This window comes from Allorhodopirellula heiligendammensis, assembly GCF_007860105.1.
Lineage (GTDB): Bacteria > Planctomycetota > Planctomycetia > Pirellulales > Pirellulaceae > Rhodopirellula > Rhodopirellula heiligendammensis.
This window is the reverse complement of record NZ_SJPU01000008.1, coordinates 14,559-32,843: the sequence shown is the minus strand read 5'-3', so window position 1 is coordinate 32,843 and position 18,285 is coordinate 14,559. Positions and strand designations below refer to the sequence as shown.

General features: G+C 55.2%; 13 protein-coding genes and 1 tRNA gene. 7 read left to right on the top strand and 7 right to left on the bottom strand.

From position 1 onward, the window contains the following. Positions 1–334 precede the first annotated feature (334 nt). The 4 genes from Poly21_RS25745 to Poly21_RS25730 form a co-directional block, all read right to left on the bottom strand. On the bottom strand, positions 335–529 hold the full coding sequence (locus Poly21_RS25745) for a hypothetical protein (RefSeq protein ID WP_302120654.1): 195 nt from the start codon (positions 527–529) through the stop codon (positions 335–337). A gap of 143 nt (positions 530–672) precedes the next feature. Then, positions 673–1,911: a DUF1559 domain-containing protein gene (locus Poly21_RS25740; protein WP_146409940.1), complete on the bottom strand. Its 1,239-nt coding sequence runs from the start codon at positions 1,909–1,911 to the stop codon at positions 673–675. A 350-nt stretch (positions 1,912–2,261) separates the two neighbouring features. Further along, a complete protein-coding gene (locus tag Poly21_RS25735; RefSeq protein ID WP_146409939.1) occupies positions 2,262–3,017 on the bottom strand; it encodes an AraC family transcriptional regulator in 756 nt (251 codons plus the stop codon). A gap of 456 nt (positions 3,018–3,473) precedes the next feature. After that, entirely contained in the window at positions 3,474–3,947 is a 474-nt protein-coding gene (locus tag Poly21_RS25730) for an Hsp20/alpha crystallin family protein (RefSeq protein ID WP_302120651.1), read from the bottom strand. 364 nt (positions 3,948–4,311) lie between these two features. Here Poly21_RS25730 and Poly21_RS25725 point away from each other — a divergent pair, with 364 nt between their 5' ends. The 3 genes from Poly21_RS25725 (at position 4,312) to Poly21_RS25715 (ending at position 8,744) form a co-directional block, all read left to right on the top strand. Next, positions 4,312–5,964 (top strand): DUF1559 domain-containing protein, encoded by a 1,653-nt coding sequence (locus Poly21_RS25725; protein ID WP_146409937.1) that lies wholly within the window; start codon positions 4,312–4,314, stop codon positions 5,962–5,964. A gap of 145 nt (positions 5,965–6,109) precedes the next feature. After that, positions 6,110–7,171 carry a DUF1349 domain-containing protein gene (locus tag Poly21_RS25720; RefSeq protein ID WP_436967528.1) on the top strand — a complete coding sequence of 354 codons (1,062 nt, stop codon included), beginning with the start codon at positions 6,110–6,112 and terminating at the stop codon, positions 7,169–7,171. 85 nt (positions 7,172–7,256) lie between these two features. After that, on the top strand, positions 7,257–8,744 hold the full coding sequence (locus tag Poly21_RS25715; RefSeq protein ID WP_146409935.1) for a DUF805 domain-containing protein: 1,488 nt from the start codon (positions 7,257–7,259) through the stop codon (positions 8,742–8,744). A 1-nt stretch (position 8,745) separates the two neighbouring features. On the opposite strand, the gene Poly21_RS25710 is transcribed toward Poly21_RS25715, so the two are convergent. Then, positions 8,746–9,216, bottom strand: coding sequence for a hypothetical protein (locus tag Poly21_RS25710; RefSeq protein ID WP_302120648.1), 471 nt, complete (start codon positions 9,214–9,216; stop codon positions 8,746–8,748). A gap of 226 nt (positions 9,217–9,442) precedes the next feature. Here Poly21_RS25710 and Poly21_RS25705 point away from each other — a divergent pair, with 226 nt between their 5' ends. From Poly21_RS25705 to Poly21_RS25690, 4 genes are all read left to right on the top strand, one after another. Further along, positions 9,443–11,494, top strand: a complete 2,052-nt coding sequence (locus Poly21_RS25705) for an HlyD family efflux transporter periplasmic adaptor subunit (protein ID WP_146409934.1) — start codon at positions 9,443–9,445, stop codon at positions 11,492–11,494. A 68-nt stretch (positions 11,495–11,562) separates the two neighbouring features. After that, positions 11,563–12,492 (top strand): efflux RND transporter periplasmic adaptor subunit, encoded by a 930-nt coding sequence (locus Poly21_RS25700; protein ID WP_302120647.1) that lies wholly within the window; start codon positions 11,563–11,565, stop codon positions 12,490–12,492. A 52-nt stretch (positions 12,493–12,544) separates the two neighbouring features. After that, entirely contained in the window at positions 12,545–14,782 is a 2,238-nt protein-coding gene (locus tag Poly21_RS25695; protein ID WP_302120645.1) for an HlyD family efflux transporter periplasmic adaptor subunit, read from the top strand. Positions 14,783–15,039: 257 nt separating this feature from the next. Continuing rightward, complete coding sequence (locus Poly21_RS25690; protein ID WP_146409933.1) at positions 15,040–15,441, top strand: DUF3467 domain-containing protein; 402 nt, start codon at positions 15,040–15,042, stop codon at positions 15,439–15,441. Positions 15,442–16,436: 995 nt separating this feature from the next. Here the strand turns inward: Poly21_RS25690 and Poly21_RS25685 are convergent. Continuing rightward, positions 16,437–16,508, bottom strand: a tRNA-Gln gene (locus Poly21_RS25685). 146 nt (positions 16,509–16,654) lie between these two features. Next, on the bottom strand, positions 16,655–18,133 hold the full coding sequence (locus Poly21_RS25680) for a DUF1501 domain-containing protein (RefSeq protein ID WP_146409932.1): 1,479 nt from the start codon (positions 18,131–18,133) through the stop codon (positions 16,655–16,657). Positions 18,134–18,285: the final 152 nt, after the last annotated feature.

Below are 18,285 nucleotides of genomic sequence, written 5' to 3'. Positions count from 1 at the left end.
ATCGACGGCCCATGGCCCACTGCGCACGACCGAAGCCGGAGCAGCGAATGAAAACATGATGAAGGAGGTTACTGATCTTCGGACTCGTGACGCTGGTGTGCCTCGACGAGCGGTTGACGGCTTCGTTTTGCAGCGTCGCGACGCTCCAATATCGGCCTCGCTGAACTTCGGCATGTAAGTGCAGCATGGTTCTTCAGGTGGTCTACCCGTGACCGTCCCGATCTCCTTTACGGATGCACCTGTCTTCATCGAAGGCTCGGTCTATTCCCAGATCTCACAACTACCGTTGACCGCATTGCATTTTGCGAGTGGAGAGCATTGAAGATCCCCTGCTTCAATCGTATTTTTCACCGGGAACTCGGAATTCTGCCGGCGGGGCTTCGCTGAGTTCCGGATGATCTTTTAACATCTGCTCGACATCGGAAAGCTCGTAGGTTGGCTGCACCTCCTTTTTCGCACATCCCGTCAGGTATATCGCCAGTGATAAAACCAATAGACTCAAACAAATCTTCATAACAGCCTCAGACATTCAAGAGGAATAGAAAAGAATCGATACCAAGAGTAGCAAGTTCAGAATGCGATGCTTTCAATGACAAAGCATACGTGTGGCGATGGTCCGTGTGGCAGCCCGCAGGGAGTCTGGGCAGGCTGCTCTAGCAATTGGTTACAAGATTAAAACTCGCCGTTGATCACCTCGCTCGATGCCCGCGTGCCGAGAGCTCCCCATAACCCGAAGGGACTCGATGCACCGGGAGTCGACAAAGGGTCATCATTCGCGCCGGCGAGGGAGACCATCGCTCGGCTCGACTGGCTGCCCGATTCAATGGAGTCAGTGATGAATTTGATGGCACCATCGCCCATCAAAACGTGAACCCCACCTTGGTGTCGGCTGCTCGGTGGGCAAATGCCCTCAGACTGATACCAGTCTTGGGTGAAGCACAACTCGCGGTTAGGTGGCAAGATCGTGTAGACCCCGGAGTGGATATGCAAACCCCAGGCCCACCGAAAACCACGCCGGTTGTCGATCTGTGGATTGGATGTGAAGGGCGCACTCGCACTCCAGAACGCAGGTCGATTCGGATCCGTGAAGGGCTCACATGCTAACGCGCCACCCACTTGGAATAAATTCATGGTGGACGAACCGTTCAAGTGTCGAGAGCGTTTGTCATCGTCACCGAGATCCGTAATGAACTCGCCCATTGCGATTGTATTCGACAGGCCGTCAATCACATCGCGGAAAGCAGATTTCAACTGACATTTAAACAGACCGCGGTTACTGGCGTTGGCGGCTTGGACGGCAGCCGTGCCTTTCGACGATCCATCCAAATTGTAAATCGAGGCAATGTTGGACTTGTGAATCGAGTCACCCATGCTGACGCCATAATTGGTACGGCCCATCGCCGGAAGTCCCAGGCCCGGATCACTTGGGCAGCGGAATGTTGGAATATCCGATTCAAAGGGGCTATACGGGCCCGCAGCCTCATTGACGAGCCGACTGAAGACGCGTCCTGGATAGGGGCCCATCGCGGCGTACAGGTTTCCAGCCCCGGGCTGCCCAGCGGGAACTCGATAGGGATTGGAGATTTGCTGCCATAGTGCCTGCTGCTCGATAAACGGAGTTAACGCGACTAAGGCGGACAACTCCAAACTGTTGCTTCCTGGCGCAAACTCCCGGCGGGGGGCGACGGTAGCGGTGCCGCTGCCTTGGATAGGCAACTGGTTATACGTCGCATGGTAGTTGTGAATTGCTAAGCCAATCTGCTTGAAGTTGTTACTGCAGCTCATCCGTCGGGCCGCTTCCCGAGCCGCTTGTACTGCGGGCAACAGTAGCCCCACTAGGACGCCGATAATGGCGATGACCACCAGCAGTTCGACAAGCGTGAAGGCAGGTCGCTTAAAACAGTTACGCATAGCAATGTTCCTATATCAGTTGATCAGACAAGATAGATGCAAACCCGACTACTCGGCGTACCGATACAAAACCAGCCGATGGCTACGAGGAGTTGGGAATGCGGCAACTATGAATAGATGCTAACAATCAATACCGTCGAAGATATGCTATATGCGCCACTCAGCGATCTTTCTGCGCACAGTACAAAAGTTGTCGAGCAGTATCCCGGTGGAGGATGGCGTCGCTGTTTCATCGCCTTCGCAACCTTCACCGGCGTTGAAGCAAATGCAGCAGCCTCCCTAGGGAAATCAGCACGCCGCAGGGTGAAATGCGAGACATGCATGGCAGCTATTGAAGGGTTGCCTAGAGATCAGCGTTGTTTTCGGAACACCGAGGGAGTGACGCCCGTTGCCCGCCGAAAGGCCCTGGTAAACGCGCTGTGATCGGAAAAGCCACAGTCCAACGAGATAACAACGACCGGCTTTTGGGTATCACGCAAAAGGCGTGATGCCGCTGCGATGCGAATCTTGGCAATAAGCTGCGTGGGCGTTAAATCGAAAACGCGGCGGGTGAAGCGAGCAAGTTGCGTGGTGCTCAGCTGAGACTGCTGCGCCAGCCAAGCTGGAGTGACTTCGGGAGCGAGCGTCCGCTCGAATTCGTCCAGCGCCATCGCGTATGCGGTCGGGATCTCCCCGGTAGGAATTGAAACGCGAACGTCATGTGAGAAGCCCACCAAGCCGATTACCTTCCCCTCCGCATCATGAAGAGGCAACTTAGTGGTCAGGCACCAAACGGGGTTTCGAGGCCGATGCCATTGCATCTCAAGATGCTCAATGAGTGGGCGTCCGGTCCGCAAAACTTTCTCATCCTGCCTTGTCGGAACTTGGCCGAATTCACCCTGACAAATATCGCGGGGTTGCTTACCGATCACGTCCGACTTGGATTTGAATCCATGCCGCTTGACCAGCGAGTCGTTCACGGCAACGTAACGTCCCTCAACGTCTTTGACAAAGAATGCAGCGCCAGGGGCTGAATCAAACAGTTTCGACAATACCTTGAGCTCAATCGCCGTCACTTTTGTCGTGCCGATATCGGCCGGTGATAGGACCCTCTGTGCTGTACACATGTTGAATTTCCGGTGACGAATACGTTCACGAATCCAGGCCGCAGCCAGTCTACGTTATCCGTCGCGATTCGAAAATCAGAGACAACTCCCATCAAATTCGGTAAGTCGAACTGGCAATCGTTCACCAGCGTCAGCCGAGGCGATGGGGCGTGGCACAGGTTGCTGCGCCGACGCAGCGTCCGCGTACATCAGTCGCCCGTTCAACCCCGCTGAGTAGCTGCCGATAAAATATCTCGGCCAACTCGCTGGGCAGAGAAAGCATGCCCCGCCCAAGCGAGTGGGTGATGGAGATCGCAAGCGGAACAGACAATGCCGCCAAAACAGATCTTCTTCAGATCAACCAGAACGGAGGCCGTCGGTCACTGTGCCGTGGCAAGTAACACGTGCCCACACAAGTCGATCTATTCCGATGGAGGATGGATTCTGCCTGCGATGCTATCCCTCGTCTCGGTCGAGTTAGGATTCTTGACCGCCACGAATCTCAATCTTGCGAGGCTTACTCTCTTCGGTCTTCCTGAGCGTTAGCGTTAGTATGCCGTCGTGTAGGCTCGCATCGACCTCCGATCCATCGACCGTACGCGGGAGGGTGAATGCACGTTGGACACGGGTGAAACGTCGTTCGGACATGTGTCGCTTCTTGCCGTTAGCGACATCCTTCGCGGCACGCTCTGCCTTAATCGTCAGCACTCCGTTCTCAACATTGACATCAATCTCATTGCGTTTGAACCCAGGCACCTCTGCTTCGATCGTGATCTTTTCGTCATCCTCGTCAACATCGACGGGGTAGCTTCCCAGGCCAGAATCTGCGCCCATTGTCTCGAACACGCCACGAAACAATTGATTCATGCGAGTCTCGAGAGACTGGAAAGGATCGTTGTAAAGATGCGCAACTTGCCCGCGGTTGTCCCGCGGCATTAATGTTCGACTCATTTTCTTGCTCCGCTTGATAGGACTCATTGGAGGTGTCCGGTCACATTGGCAGACACATGGAATGCCCAGACGAAATTGCAACTTGTGTACCAATTTCAGTCCGTGAGCCTTGTCAATTCGCCGCCTGGTCAGGCACCCGAGATGCCGTGCGGCGTCTGTTTTTCTGCAACGCCCTGGCCACCGCTACTGGATCGAAAGTCAGCCGGTGGTCTCACGAGCCAACCGCACGCGTCTACCTTCGATTGGTACCCCATGTTGAGCGAGCAACATCGGTCGTCAGCATTTGCTAGACTTGAGGTGAGTTCAGGGGGACAGTTGCCCCCGCCTATTCAACTAGCGTTTCCCTCTGATTCCTCTGGATGAGATGATGCGACAATTTCCCACCCCGATCCTACTTTTGCTGTTCAGTTTGTGGGTAACTGGCCCGATCGATGATGCGTCGATGCAGTCCGCTTGGGCGGATGAGGCAGCGGTGGATCCCGTGACGCGGTACATCCCCGATGATGCCATGGCAGCTATCATTGTGACGCCCAGCGAATGGCTCAACAGCCCCATGCTAGAGATGTTTCCCTTGGAGATCATGCGTGTGCAGATGACGGAACAGTTCGGCATCGACCCGTTTGACATTGGTGAGATTAGGACGATCGTGTCGCTCGATCCAACGACGATGCAACCGGCGTTTGGCTCGATCACAAAACTCACCGGTGAGATTGACTTCGCCAAAGTCCGCGCCGCGATCGATGCTCGGGACGATATGGTTCAGGTCGATGGGCACGAGACCTACCCCATGAATGGTCCTCCGGGAACAGTGATTGCGATGATCGACGACGAGACTCTATACGCGGGCACTGCGAACTTGTTGCCACGCATGCTCAATGCGAAAAATGGCAGTGGCAAGCTACCTTCGTTGCTGCGGACAATGAATAGTGATTCGGGGGTCAAAATCGCGATCTTGACAGAGCAAGTTCGTCCGATGATCGGCCCCGTGGCGATGCAGAATGCGCACCATCTTGCACCGGATTTGCAAGCACTGGCGGAGATACCTGGGCTCATCGATGCGATCAAGGTTGAAGTCGGCCTGCTAGACAGTACCGGACGCCTGCGGGTCGCATTGATCGGCACCGACGAGGTTGCGGCACAGCGGATCCAATCGATTCTGATTGATTCGATGTCTGCGGCGCGATCGCTGGGAATTGCCGAGATGAACCGCAGTCTTGCTGGTTCGGGCGAATCCCCAGCGATGCGAGAGGCGACCAACGCGTACGCCAATCGGATCGCCGACATGGTCATGGAGTCACTGCAGCCACAACTCGACGGCGACGAGGTCGCGATCGAGACACAATCACAAGCGAGTTTTGCAACGACGGGGGTGCTCGTCGGTCTGCTGTTGCCCGCCGTGCAAGCAGCGCGTACAGCGGCACGCCGCATGAGCATGTCCAATAACATGAAGCAAGTTGGCTTGGCATTGCACAATTACCATTCCGCATTTAGGCAACTGCCGCCGTCGGCGATCACGGACGAGGACGGTAAGCCTCTGCTGAGTTGGCGCGTTGCGATCCTGCCGTTCATTGAAGAGCAAGCACTCTATCAACAGTTTCGACTTGACGAGCCGTGGGATAGCGAGCACAACCTCCCGCTGTCCAAGCAACTGCCTGCCGTATATAGCGCGCCGAACACCCAAACGCCGCCTGGCACGACCGTCATGCAGGCCGTGGTGGGAGATGACATCGGTCTGCGGCCGCTCGAAAAAACCAGCTTCCGCGATTTTCTCGACGGCTTAAGCAACAGTATTTTGGTCATGCAAGTTGATCCCGATGCAGCGGTCATCTGGTCCAAGCCCGAGGATCTTGAGATCGATATGGATAACCCGATGGAGCACCTTGGTAATGCTGAACGTGGGGGATTTCACGTTTTAATGGGCGACGGGGCAGTCCGATTCATGACGGACAGCGTTGACGTCGACCTCCTGAAGAAGCTATTGACTCGAGCGGGCAAAGAAGTGGTTAATTTTCCTTAAGAGCTTCATGCGGCATCGTGCTTCCACGCCCATACCAGGGCTGGTCGAGGTCGAGTCTCGAATTTGTCATCAGTCTTCCTTTTGTTACTCCTGTGCAGCAATGGTGTCACCTATGGCAGGTCGGAGTTTAAGCGTGCCGTCTGTAATGGCCGCCGCAATGTTACTCGCTGCGGGGGCCTTTCCTGTGCCGGCCTGCGGCGAGGCCCCTGCCATACTTTTGTCAGATGCATTTGACGGCGGGAGCCGTTTGGATTGGCAACCGGTGAGACCCGATCCAAGCCACGTGTCACTGGAACGCCATCCTGGAAAGTTGACGATCACAACGCAGGCCGGCTCGATAGGCGGCCGAGCAGGAAGTCGGCCAGTTCCGTTAACTCAAAATCTCTATCTGGTGGCGAACCCTACGGAGGGAAATCGTGATTTCGTGATTACCACGTGTATCGAGTCCTTCCTGCCCCGTATGAAATACCAGCAGGCGGGTGTGCTGGTCTATGATGACGACGACAATTACTTGAAATGCGGGCTGGAGGCCAGTGATACTTGGGTCGGCATTAAGTACATGCGAGAGACGGATGGCTTCCGCTTAGTCAATACCGACGACGCGGTCAAACTAACCGATCGCATCTGGATTCGGATAACGAAACGTGGCAATGTATACGAGCGGTCGTATAGCTCGGACGGTAAGACGTTTCGATCCCAGGGCGAAGAGGTGTGGGGTAATGGTAGGCCTACATGGATTGGCATCGTCGCAACAAATGGCTCCTCTGCGGCAGAGGAGATCGAGGCGCAGTTCGACTTTTTCGAAGTTCGTGAGCTCACGCAGGAGGAACATGACAGCCCCGCCTATGAGCAGCGTCGATCCCTGGAGGGGACCTGGACGGTAACGAGTACACGGGTCGATGGACAAGACGTGGCGGTCAGTCCGATCAGCGAGTTCACTTTCGATGGAGGGAAAGTCTCCTTCTCCATCAACGGAGAACGGATGCAAGTCGACTATTCACTGAATTTGAAATCTTCTCCGAGAGGGTTCACGATGTCCTCGTTGACTCCGGATGCAACGCAACCGGTCAATGGTGTTATCGCCCTGCACGACGGGACACTTATCATCTGTCTATCGATGCCGCCGGGTAGTCCAGCACCGCGGGAACTCGCAACTCAAAATGGTGACGGGCGTTTGTTAATGGCGCTTGAACGTAAGCCGGACTGAGTCAATGTCGAGCACGTCGTTTTCTCGGTAGCCGCACCTGTTAAGGATGCACCGATGTTGACGGTTAACAGCATGAGGTAAACCAATGGAGGACGCGATTCACAAAGGCGATCAGAAGGAGCGGGCGATTCTGTTTCACTTGACGCGCTGGGTGTGCGTCGATGGGCGGGTATCACGATACGAGTATGTCGTCCTGGGCTTTGGGCTGGCACTGATTAAATACCTGATTGAGTTGTCGGCACTGGTGGTGTTGACGGGACGTATTCTGACACCGGTCGATTTCGTGAACCCATGGCTCAACAGCAAGACTGCGATTGTTGACGAGTATCCTGCCGCGGCAGTCGGCTGGCTATTGTTCACACTGCCCTTTGTCGCGATCGCCGTATCAATGAGTGTGCGTCGTGCCGCCGATGCTGGATGGAGCCCTTGGTGGGGACTGTCCATGCTTGTGCCACTGGCCAATCTTTTCTTTATCGCGGTATTGTCGGTGCTCCCGACGCGCAACCGCAACCAGGAAGCCGCTGCCCAACGGGATATCAGCGATGTCGCCTCGGCGTTCGCCCCACCAACTGGCCTGGAAGTGGTTGGGCGCTCCGTCGTCTATCAGGAACGCGACCAGCCCGACAAGCTCTCGGCGGCGACGGTAGCGATCGCCGCAGGGTGTGTCGTGCAGGTCGTCGTGGGCTTGATCAGTGTGTGGGGCTTTCGCGAGTATGGGTTCATTCTGTTTTTCACGACGCCGATTGTAGCGGGCGCGATCTCAGGAGCGATTTATAATCGCAGTTGGCGGTTTGGGCTGGGCGGCTTGTTTGGACTGATTGCCATCATGAACATTGTGTCCTTTGCGGTGATGCTATGTGTCGGGCTCGATGGTGCGATCTGTCTCTTCATGGCATTCCCGTTACTGTGGCCACTGAGCTTCTTTGGCGGAGTCGCGGGGCGCGCCATTTCTGTCACCAGGCTGCGAGCCAAAGATGAAAGCCGAGGCATGTTTGGCACAATGCTGCTGTTGCCGCTGGCTCTACTGCTCGAGCCGCTCGATGACCACCGTGCGTTGCACCGCGTTGATACGGAGGTGGTGATCGATGCGTCCCCAACGCAGGTGTGGGACCAGGTGATCGCATTCCCTGAAATCAAAGAACCGCCAGCCTGGTATTTTCGGTTGGGTATCGCCGCACCGATTCATGCCAGGATTGACGGTGTGGGTGTGGGAGCATGTCGCTATTGTGAATTCACGACGGGCCCCTTTGTCGAGCCAATCACCGTTTGGGAGCCACCATCGGCCAGCGGCGAAGGCGGGCTTCTCGCATTCGACGTCGTCGAACAACCGCAGCCGATGCAGGAATGGACCCCGTTCTCCGGTTTGCATCCACCGCATTTGGACGAGGGCTTTGTGAGTCGACGCGGACAATTTCTACTCGAACCGCTGCCCGGCAATCGAACGCGTTTGGTCGGAACGACATGGTACGATATTGACGTCCGCCCCCGGCTGTACTGGCAAGCATGGGCGACGCCGACCGTCCATGCGATTCATCGCCGAGTGCTGGACCATATTAAACGCTGCAGCGAATGATTTACGCCTTGCGCTTGCGTCCAGGTTTGGCCACCAGGTGAATTGGGGGTACCGCAGCGGTGCCGCCATGGAAGGTCCGCCGGCCATTGATGGAGTGATCAAAAACGAACGCACCTGTGGGAATTCCCTTGCGGGGGCTAAGCCGAAGGATTGCCGGATGGCCGCACTGGTGACAGCGGATCCGAAACCCATGCTGATCCAGCATCGACTGAATCGCACCGGCCAAGGCTCGGTTGTGCTCGAGCGAACCGAGTGAGCGACCGACCAGATCCTGCAACTTGCTCTGTAACGTCAGCCGCATGAGCCGTTGAATTCGATTGACTTCCTGCTGCAGCAGCTCGAGCGCTTCGGCCGCAGGAATGAGGGTGTTGGGCGAATCCGCAGCACTACTCTGCTCGTTACTCTGCACAAGGGCATTCGCGCGGGCGAGCGCGGCGAGTTGTTCCAACGGTGCGTTCAAGACGGAATCCATGCGATCAAGGAGGCAGCGAGCTATGTGGCGAGCTAGGTAGTTGGGGAAGTACCAGAAAATTGACAGAAGCGACTAGACATCAGGTTATACGAAATGTATAACTAGTCCAGGCCCACAAATAAAAAACTTCCTGTGGCGAGAACAAGCTACTTTTCACTAACGTCTGCCTCTTACGCAGAAAAATTGGTTCCCCCCGCGTCCTCATTCGCTCCAGATCACCAGCCCTATGTCGGTCAATCAACAATCGGTCGAAGAAACCAAGGCACAGATCCGCGGTTTGGTCAATGAAATCGCTGCCTTGACCAAGAGCGGTTCGACGGCGTCCGAGTTTTACCCCGAACTCCTTTCGCGAATTATCACGGCCTTGGCCGCTGCCGGGGGGGCGGTGTGGTTGCTCGACGAGGATCGGCACCTGCGTCTGCAATATCAAATCAACGCCGAGCCTTCGATTTTGGCGGAGAACAGCGATGACGCGACGCGGCACATGCGACTGGTCCAGCGAGCGGCAAACGCGGGCCAATCGGTATTGGTGCCGCCTTACAGTGGCACCACTGATGGCGACGCCGAGGGCAACCCCACGCGATATCTATTGGTGCTCGGAGCGCTCCAGCACGACGGTCATAAAGATGGTGTGATCGAAATTTTTCAGCGCCCCGATACGGCACCGGAGACGCAAAAAGGGTATTTGCGGTTTCTGCAACAGATGTGTGAGTTGGCGGCGGAGTGGTTACGCAGCCAGAAACTGATCAAGCTCGGTGATCGGCAGACGTTATGGCAGCAGGCGGACTCGTTTGCCCGTGCTGCGCATGAGTCGCTCGATTTGAAGGAGACCGCATACATCGTGGCCAACGAAGGCCGCCGTCTGATCGGGTGCGATCGCGTCAGCGTGGCGATTAAAAAAGGCCGCAAGTGTACCGTGGAGGCGATCAGTGGGCAGGACACGATCGAGAACCGGTCGAATATTGTGTCCGCTCTCAACGTACTCGCCACCCGTGTCGTCGCGGCAGGCGAGCCCCTCTGGCACGATGGTTCGACGGAAGACCTGCCGCCTCAGATTGAGGAAGCGCTCGAGGACTACGTAGACTTGTCGTATGGACGCAATCTTGCGGTCTTGCCGCTGCGTGCACCGCAGCGCAAACTCGGACACGAGCAGGAAACTGGCGCCGCCGGCGAAGTCGACCGCGATGACGCACACCGTGGTGAAGTGATTGGCGCATTGATCGTCGAGCAGATCGAGACGGATCTGCCGCCGGATGTGTTTAGAACTCGTTGTGATTTGGTGTACGAGCACGGCACGCGAGCAATTGCGAACTCGCAGGCTCATACCAACCTATTTCTGATGCCGGTGTGGCGAACGCTCGGTCGCGCGACATGGGTGCTGCGCGCCCGCACGCTGCCCAAAACGCTAGGGATCGTGGCCCTGATTATGGGTTTGATCGTCGCGGGCATCTTCATTCCGCTGGACTTTGACCTGGAAGCCGACGGTACTCTCAAGCCTGAAGCCCGACGGGAAATTTTTGCGGGAATTGATGGTGAGGTTCGCGAAGTTCTCGTCGACCACAATTCGCTAGTCACCGAGGGGCAACCTTTGGTGCGTATGATCAATCCGGATATCGAAGTCGAGATTACCGAGCTCGAAGGCCAGATTTACACCACGATGGCGGAGATGCAACGCGTTCGCGGGCAGCTGAATCAGCGGGACTCGCTCAAGCGTGCGGAGAAACGAGCGCTCGAAGGTGAGGAGATCGAACTGGAAACGAAGCTGCAAGCGCAAAACGCCAAACTCGCCTTGAAGAATAAGCGTGCCGACGACCTGATTGTGCGATCGCCCATCAACGGACGTGTCGTGTCGTGGGAAGTGGAAAAACTATTGCTCAATCGGCCGATCACGACAGGTCAAGTTTTGATGGAGATCGCTGACCTGGAAAAACCACTGTATCTCGAGATCGAGATGCCCGAGAAGCGTGAAGGACATTTAGACGAATTCATCCATAAAAATGGAGCCAAGGAGCTCGAAGTCACCTATATCTTAGCATCCGATCCCGATGCACCGCTCTCGGGAACTTTGCCCGTTGACAACATTTCATTGCGTGCGGAAGCCAGTGAGGAGCACGGATCAATCATCAAAATGCGAGTTCTTCCCAATCAGGATGAGCTCCAAAAGCTCTCGCCGAGTCCAGGAACAAAGTTGACGGCGGATGTCAAAGTCGGGCGTCGTGCAAGTGGATTTGTGCTCTTACACGAAGTGTATGAGTGGTTTGCCAAGTTCATTTTCTAGTCACGTCTCAAACGAACAATCACATTTTCCTCTCAAATTCATCTACAACTCGCAGACTCTCTTTGCTCATGAACCTGCCGAAAATCCTACGTCGATCTCTGACGATGCTAGTCGTCGTGGTAGCTGCCCTGCTGGCCGGTTCCCCAGCGCTGGCCCAGCGTCCTCCGCGTACGACAAGTCCGGGCAAGCAGGTTGTCGCCGATCGCTGCTCCGTCAAATTTATCCGCAATGTGAATATTCCCGCGGAAGTCGAAGGCAAACTTATCGAGATGAACGTCGAAGAGGGGATGGATGTTGTCGCCGGTGACGTGCTCGCTGTGATCGACGATACGTCGGCAAAGCTGACGGTTGCTTTGAAGAAGGCTGAAGAAACCGAGGCGATGCTCAATGCAGACAACGACGTGAACGTGCAGGACGCTCGCAACACACTCGAACTCGCTGAAGCAGAAGCCGAATCGCACAAAAAGTTGTACGAAGAGCAGGCGATTTCCTACTGGGAGGTGAAGAAGAAAATGCTTGAGGCGGTGCGTGGATCGTTGAAGATTGATCTGGCGGAAATGCAGATGAAGATCGCCAAAGCGCAGTACATCGGCAAACGCAACGAGCGAGAAATTGCAGAATATGAAGAACAGCGTCGACGAGTTTTCGCGCCGTTCGACGGCTACATTGAGAACCGGATCGCCCAGCAAGGCGAGTGGGTGCAAGGAGGATCCCCGATCGCGACGCTTGTGCAACTCGACCGAGTTCGAGTTGAGGGCGTCGTCGACGCGCTGGCATTCCCCGGTCGCGTTCGTGCTGGGTTGCCCGTGACCGTTCGCGTGTTCACATCGAACGATCAAGAGACTCCAGTTGTGGTCGCAGGGAAAATCGGCTTTGTCGGCAGTGAACTCGACCTTAGCCATCGCGTACGGATCTGGGTCGACATCGATAACCAGAAAGACTCCAGCGACGCCTGGATCATCAAGCCTGGCATGAACGCTGAAATTATTTTTGAATAGGTAGCAGCATTCCTCGGCCCTCCCGTTTCGTACTCTCCCATAACTTTGCCCCATGACTACCCTTGCTGAATCACTGGTAAGCAGTTCGTCACGTGCGCTGACGGTGCGCCGACGTCCTGACTTGACCGCGAGTCGGCACCACTACCAGGGGCAAGGGTACTGGGTGATGAAAGAACCTGTTGGTTTGCAGTATTTCCGATTCCACGACGAGGAATACTTCATCCTGAATATGCTGGACGGGCATGTCAGCTTGCAGCAGATCAAGGACGGATTTGAACAGCGATTCGCGCCTCAAAAAATTACATTCGGCGACCTGCAGCAGTTCATTGGGATGTTGCACCGCAGTGGCTTGGTGATCAGCAACTCACCAGGACAAGGAAAATCGCTACGCGAGCGTGGACGGACAAAGAAGAACAAGGAATTACTCGGCAAGATGTCCAACGTCTTCGCCGTGCGATTCCGAGGCATCGATCCCGAAAAGATACTCAATCGCTTGCTGCCCATCGCAGGATGGATCTTCACTGTCCCCGCCTTGATTTTCTTCGCCTGCTTTTTACTGTCGGCCGCCCTCCTGCTGGCCACGCAGTATCAAACCGTCTACGCCAAGCTGCCGACGTTTCATCAGTTCTTCGCCGCCGATCGCTGGATCATTTTGGCCGCGACAATGGCGATCGTAAAAGTGATCCACGAATTTGGGCACGGCCTCAGTTGCAAAAAGTTTGGCGGCGAGTGTCACGAGATCGGATTCATGCTGCTTGTCTTCACTCCCTGTCTGTACTGCAACGTATCGGACTCGTGGATGTTGCCGAACAAGTGGAAGCGTATCTGGATCGGTGCGGGCGGCATTTATGTCGAAATGATCTTGGCGTCGATTGCGGCCTACGTGTGGTTCTTCAGCGAATCTGGGACGACGATCAACGATCTCTGTCTGAACATGATGTTTCTCAACGTGGTCAGCACCGTGCTCGTCAATGGTAATCCTCTGTTGCGATTTGACGGGTATTACATCCTGATGGATTACCTTGAGATTCCGAACCTCCGCCAAAAGAGTACCGAGGTACTCAAACGTTGGTTTCAAGAGACCTGTTTGGGATTGGAATTGCAGGACGACCCGTTCCTGCCGCAACGAAATCGATTTTTGTTTGGCATGTTCACGATCGCCAGTGTCATCTATCGCTGGGTGGTCGTGTTCTCGATTGTGTGGTTCGTGATGCAAGTGCTCGAGCCCTACGGGTTGCAGGCACTTGGACGAATCCTGGCCGTGATCGGGTTCTCGGGACTGGTTGCACAGCCGATCATCCAAACTTGGAAGTTCATCCGTACTCCTGGGAGACTCGCAAAAGTGAAACGTGGCCCCCTCCTGACATCGCTGGCCGTTGCAGGCGTTGTCATCGCTGCGGTGTGTTATATCCCGCTGCCTCATCATATCGACGCTGCATTTGAAATCCGTCCCAGTAGAGCGGGAACGGTCTATGCCGGTACCGTGGGGCGCATTGTCGAAACGGTCCCCGTTGGCACCCGTGTGTCGCAGGGAGAGCCGATCGCAGTCCTCGACGACCCCGAACTCAAAATACGGCTGGCCGTGATCAACGGCGAAGAACGATTCGCATCCGTTCAACTCCAAAACCTGAAGTTGCGAGCCCAGGAAGAGCCGGCAGTCGTCGCTCAGATTGAAACGCAAGAGGAAATGTTGCAGTCAATTCTGTCCCTGAAAGCAAAGACGCAAGAGGAAGTCGATCGACTTACCATACGAGCTAAGCAAGACGGGTTTGTGCTGCCGCCCCCAGAGCGTCCCTCGAATGATCCAGGTGACGGCCGCTTGCCTGGTTGGACGGGTACGCCACTGCAAATAGAAAATCGTGGCGCGCTGTTGACGGCCGACGACATGATCTGCGAGATCGGTGCACCCGATGGTTTTGAAGCCGTGTTAATTATCGATCAGGGTGACCGCCAGCTCGTTCGTGAGGATCAGGCAGTCGACTTGAAATTGGATTCGCTCCGATTGCAAACCTTTCATGGCAAGATTGAAGAGATCTCCAAAAAGCCAATGGATGCAGCGAGTACGTCCATGTCCAGTCAAACCGGTGGTGACCTCCAAACTGAAATCGACCCCAAAACCGGACAGGTCCGGCCCCGTAGTGTTTCCTATCAGGCTCGCGTGCCATTGGATTCTGCCGATATGCTCCTACGTCCGGGATACCGTGGCGCTGCCAAAGTGCACGTCGACCCAATGTCGTTAGGCCAGCGTTTATGGCGAGTGATTATCAAAACATTTAACTTCGATTTTTAAGGAACCATGACGATCACTTATGCATCGGATGGTTAGTACATGGTGCCACAGAACACATCTGGAGTTTTTGCAAAATCCACTAGGTAGATGGACCGGATCTATCAGAAGTTTCATCACAGACATGAACTGATTCTCGGATCGGTTCACAGGTCCCAACTGAGTCGCCGGCGCGCTGCGAGCTCAGTGGATCTTCATGTACGAGTTTAACGCGTCACTCAGATTACCTTTCCCCTTCTCAACTTTTGGAGAATCATTAGATGGCAGACGACAACACCACCGAGTCGGAAGAAAACGCAACAGCGACTGCGACAGCAACTGCGGAACCAACTTCGCCAGCGGCAAAGGCGCAAACGCCTCCTCAGCAAGTTGCTCAGGTTCAAGTTGAAGATCGCGACGCCTTGGCTACCTACGCTAACTTCTGCCGGGTTACCGGATCGCCCGAAGAATTGATCATCGATTTCGGTTTGAATCCTCAGCCCATCGGCGTGCCAAAGGATCCAATCCAAGTCAAACAGCGGATCATCGTTAACTTCTTTACAGCCAAGCGATTGCTCGCCGCCCTGCAAATGTCAGTGGCTCGTCACGAATCGGTCTTCGGCGTGCTTGAGACCGACATCAACAAGCGCGTTCGGCCCGGCTTGCAACAGCAACAGAAGTAGTCGCGAACCAATTGTCCGATCCGTGATTCAACACGGATCTGCAGACTAACCACCCTACCCACGGCGGCAGGGTGGTTTTTTTGTGTCATTTGACGGAAGTGTGCGCCGGAGGGTTTTCAGAAATCACTCGAGTTCCCAGGGCGGTGGCAGTGTTTTTGCCAATGGTGAAGTGAGATGGCCAACTGCGAAAGATATTTTCGCTGCGGGGAGTTCTTAAATGATCACTGATGTTTCTGCGCCGCTGCCTGGTTGCATCCGTTGTTTGACAGAAGTGGAATGAAGCTTAGCTATCGCATGCGTAGACAGATTTCTCTTGCGGAACTTCTTGTTCTGACTGCCGGCGTTGCTCTCGGGATAGCGTGGTTTCGCCTACCACCCGTGGAAACGGGCGGTTGCATCTCGGGCAGGCCATCAAAGGCTCTCCAGCATATTGACTCATACCGTATCCACGGAGAGGAAGAATATCGACGCTGGTTCCGGCGTACCATTTCGGCGTCGCCCTTCGCGGCTGTTCCCGGGTACTATTGGAGAGTGATTGACGAACGGTCGGACTTACTCGTGATTCCTGTGTCACGATGCTCAGCAAAGTTTCAATCACAAAGCCGGCTCAATGGATCACTCGTGTTTATACAGCACGATTATGTTGAGGCGTCCTCCACTGCACAGTTGCTGATTGTTCCATCCGGGGCAACTGTAGTTCGTGGCGCCCTAGCGTTTCCAGTTGTTGCCGACGTATCAATCGTAGCATTGCCCAGCATTCTCATCTTGGTTCTGCGAAGGAATCAACGTCAGAGGCGTAAACTCAAATCAGGTAAAGGAGTCCGGAACTGATTAGGTGAGGGTCTGAACAACGCATCTGAGTAAAGTGTCGAGGGAAGTCCGCAAGGTGTGTGAATCCGCAATGCCGAAGCTCCAGGGAGGCCATCACGCGAATCCCTGGATGCGGAAAAACCACGAAAAAACCCGCCTCTGATTCTCACAGATGCGGGTTTTAGCTACCCCGCTAGGACTCGAACCTAGAATGGCTGGACCAAAACCAGCTGTGTTGCCAATTACACCACGGGGTAGTGGTGGCGAGGAATTGTCATCTGTTCCTCGTTGTGGGCGGAGTTTAGCATTCGAGCGTGAGTTGCTAAAGAGGACTCTTGCAGATTCTCTGCTGTTGGCGGAAAATTTTTTTCGCACCAGCGTTTTTACGCCATTTGCTGTAGGACTAGCTCATTAACGCGGTCACTGCCTGGGCTTTGACAAGCTCACGGGGCTGATTGAGGTGGTTGTAGACGATCGTTTCAGGGGCAATTCCAAAGCTGTGGTAGATCGTTGCGAGCAGTTCGGCGGGATGAACTGGATGCTCGACAGGGGCCGACGAGGTTTCGTCGCTCTTGCCGTAGACCAAACCTCGCCGGATGCCAGCGCCGGCCAACACCGCGGTGTAGCAGTACGGCCAGTGATCCCGTCCATCGTCTGAGTTATTATTCCCACTGGTGCTTACCCCCCTCTGGGGGCTGCGGCCGAACTCGCCCACTGCGACCACGAGGGTTTCATCGAGCAACCCCCGCTGATCGAGGTCTTCGATCAAAGTCGTCAATCCAGCGTCGAGCATGGGCGCTGACTGCGTCTTCATCCGCTTGCTGAGGTCTTTGTGGTGGTCCCATGAGTGGTTGTCGCTGTTGGCAACCTTGGGCCAGATAACTTCGACGACTCGCGTGCCAGCTTCGATGAGGCGTCGGGCCAGCAGGCAACTTTGTCCGAACGTATTTCGTCCGTACGCGTCACGCAAGACGCTGTCCTCCTCACTGAGTTTGAATGCGTCGCGAGCGCGCCCGGAAATGATCAGCGAAAGGGCCCGGTCGTAGTACTGGTCGAGTTGAAAGTTCTCAACAGCCTCATTGATAGTGGGCATCTGCTCGTTGAGGAGTTGCCGGAGATTGGCCCGTCGCTCTAAGCGAATATCGAAGACTTCGTCGCGTAGACTGAGGTCATCGGTGCGTATCCGCTCCATCTTGTCCATCGACATGTCATCGCCGCTGGGGTAGAGCGTGTACGGATCGAATGCTTTGCCGAGAAACCCTGCGGTGCCGCCCTTGCCGATCACGTTGGATTCCTGCAGCGGTCTTGGCAACATCACGAAGGGCAGCATGGGCTCGTCGATGGGACGCATCTTAACGATGTTACTGCCGAAATTAGGAAAGTCTTTTGGCGAAGGCGGCTCGAGCTGTCCGGAGGGACTGACCTTATCGGTCGTGTATCCCGTCATCATCTGATAGATCGCCGCGGTATGATTGAACAAACCGTTGGGTGTGTACGACATCGAGCGGATTGTCGTGAATCGATCGTTGATCTGGCTGAGACGGGGCAGATTTTCAGTGAACTTCACGCCTGGAATCTTCGTGCTGATCGGTGCGAACTGACTGCGGACATTGTCCGGCACATGCTCCTTGGGATCCCATAGATCCAACTGACTTGGGCCACCTTGCAGGTAGACCATGATAATTGACTTGGCTTTGTTCCAACCCGGCCCTCCCGAGGATTCCCCGCCTTTCGATTCACCCTGAGCGGACTGGAGTTGGAGTAGCTGTGGCAGTGACAGACCGAGCATCCCCGCTCCACCAACCCGTAGAAAGCTACGCCGCGTCGAACCTAGTTGGGAATCACACAGGTCTTTGCCCGCATGGCCTTTGAATGACAACATCGGAGTTCCTTTGTTCGAAAGCTGATAGCTATTAGCGTTCGCTACTAGCCTTGGTGGAGAGAGAATCTGAAAGCGGCTGGGGAGGGGAAGCGATAGAAATCTGCTAAGTGTCCGAGGTCGCAAGCTCACACGAAATCGCGATTTAGTCTGAA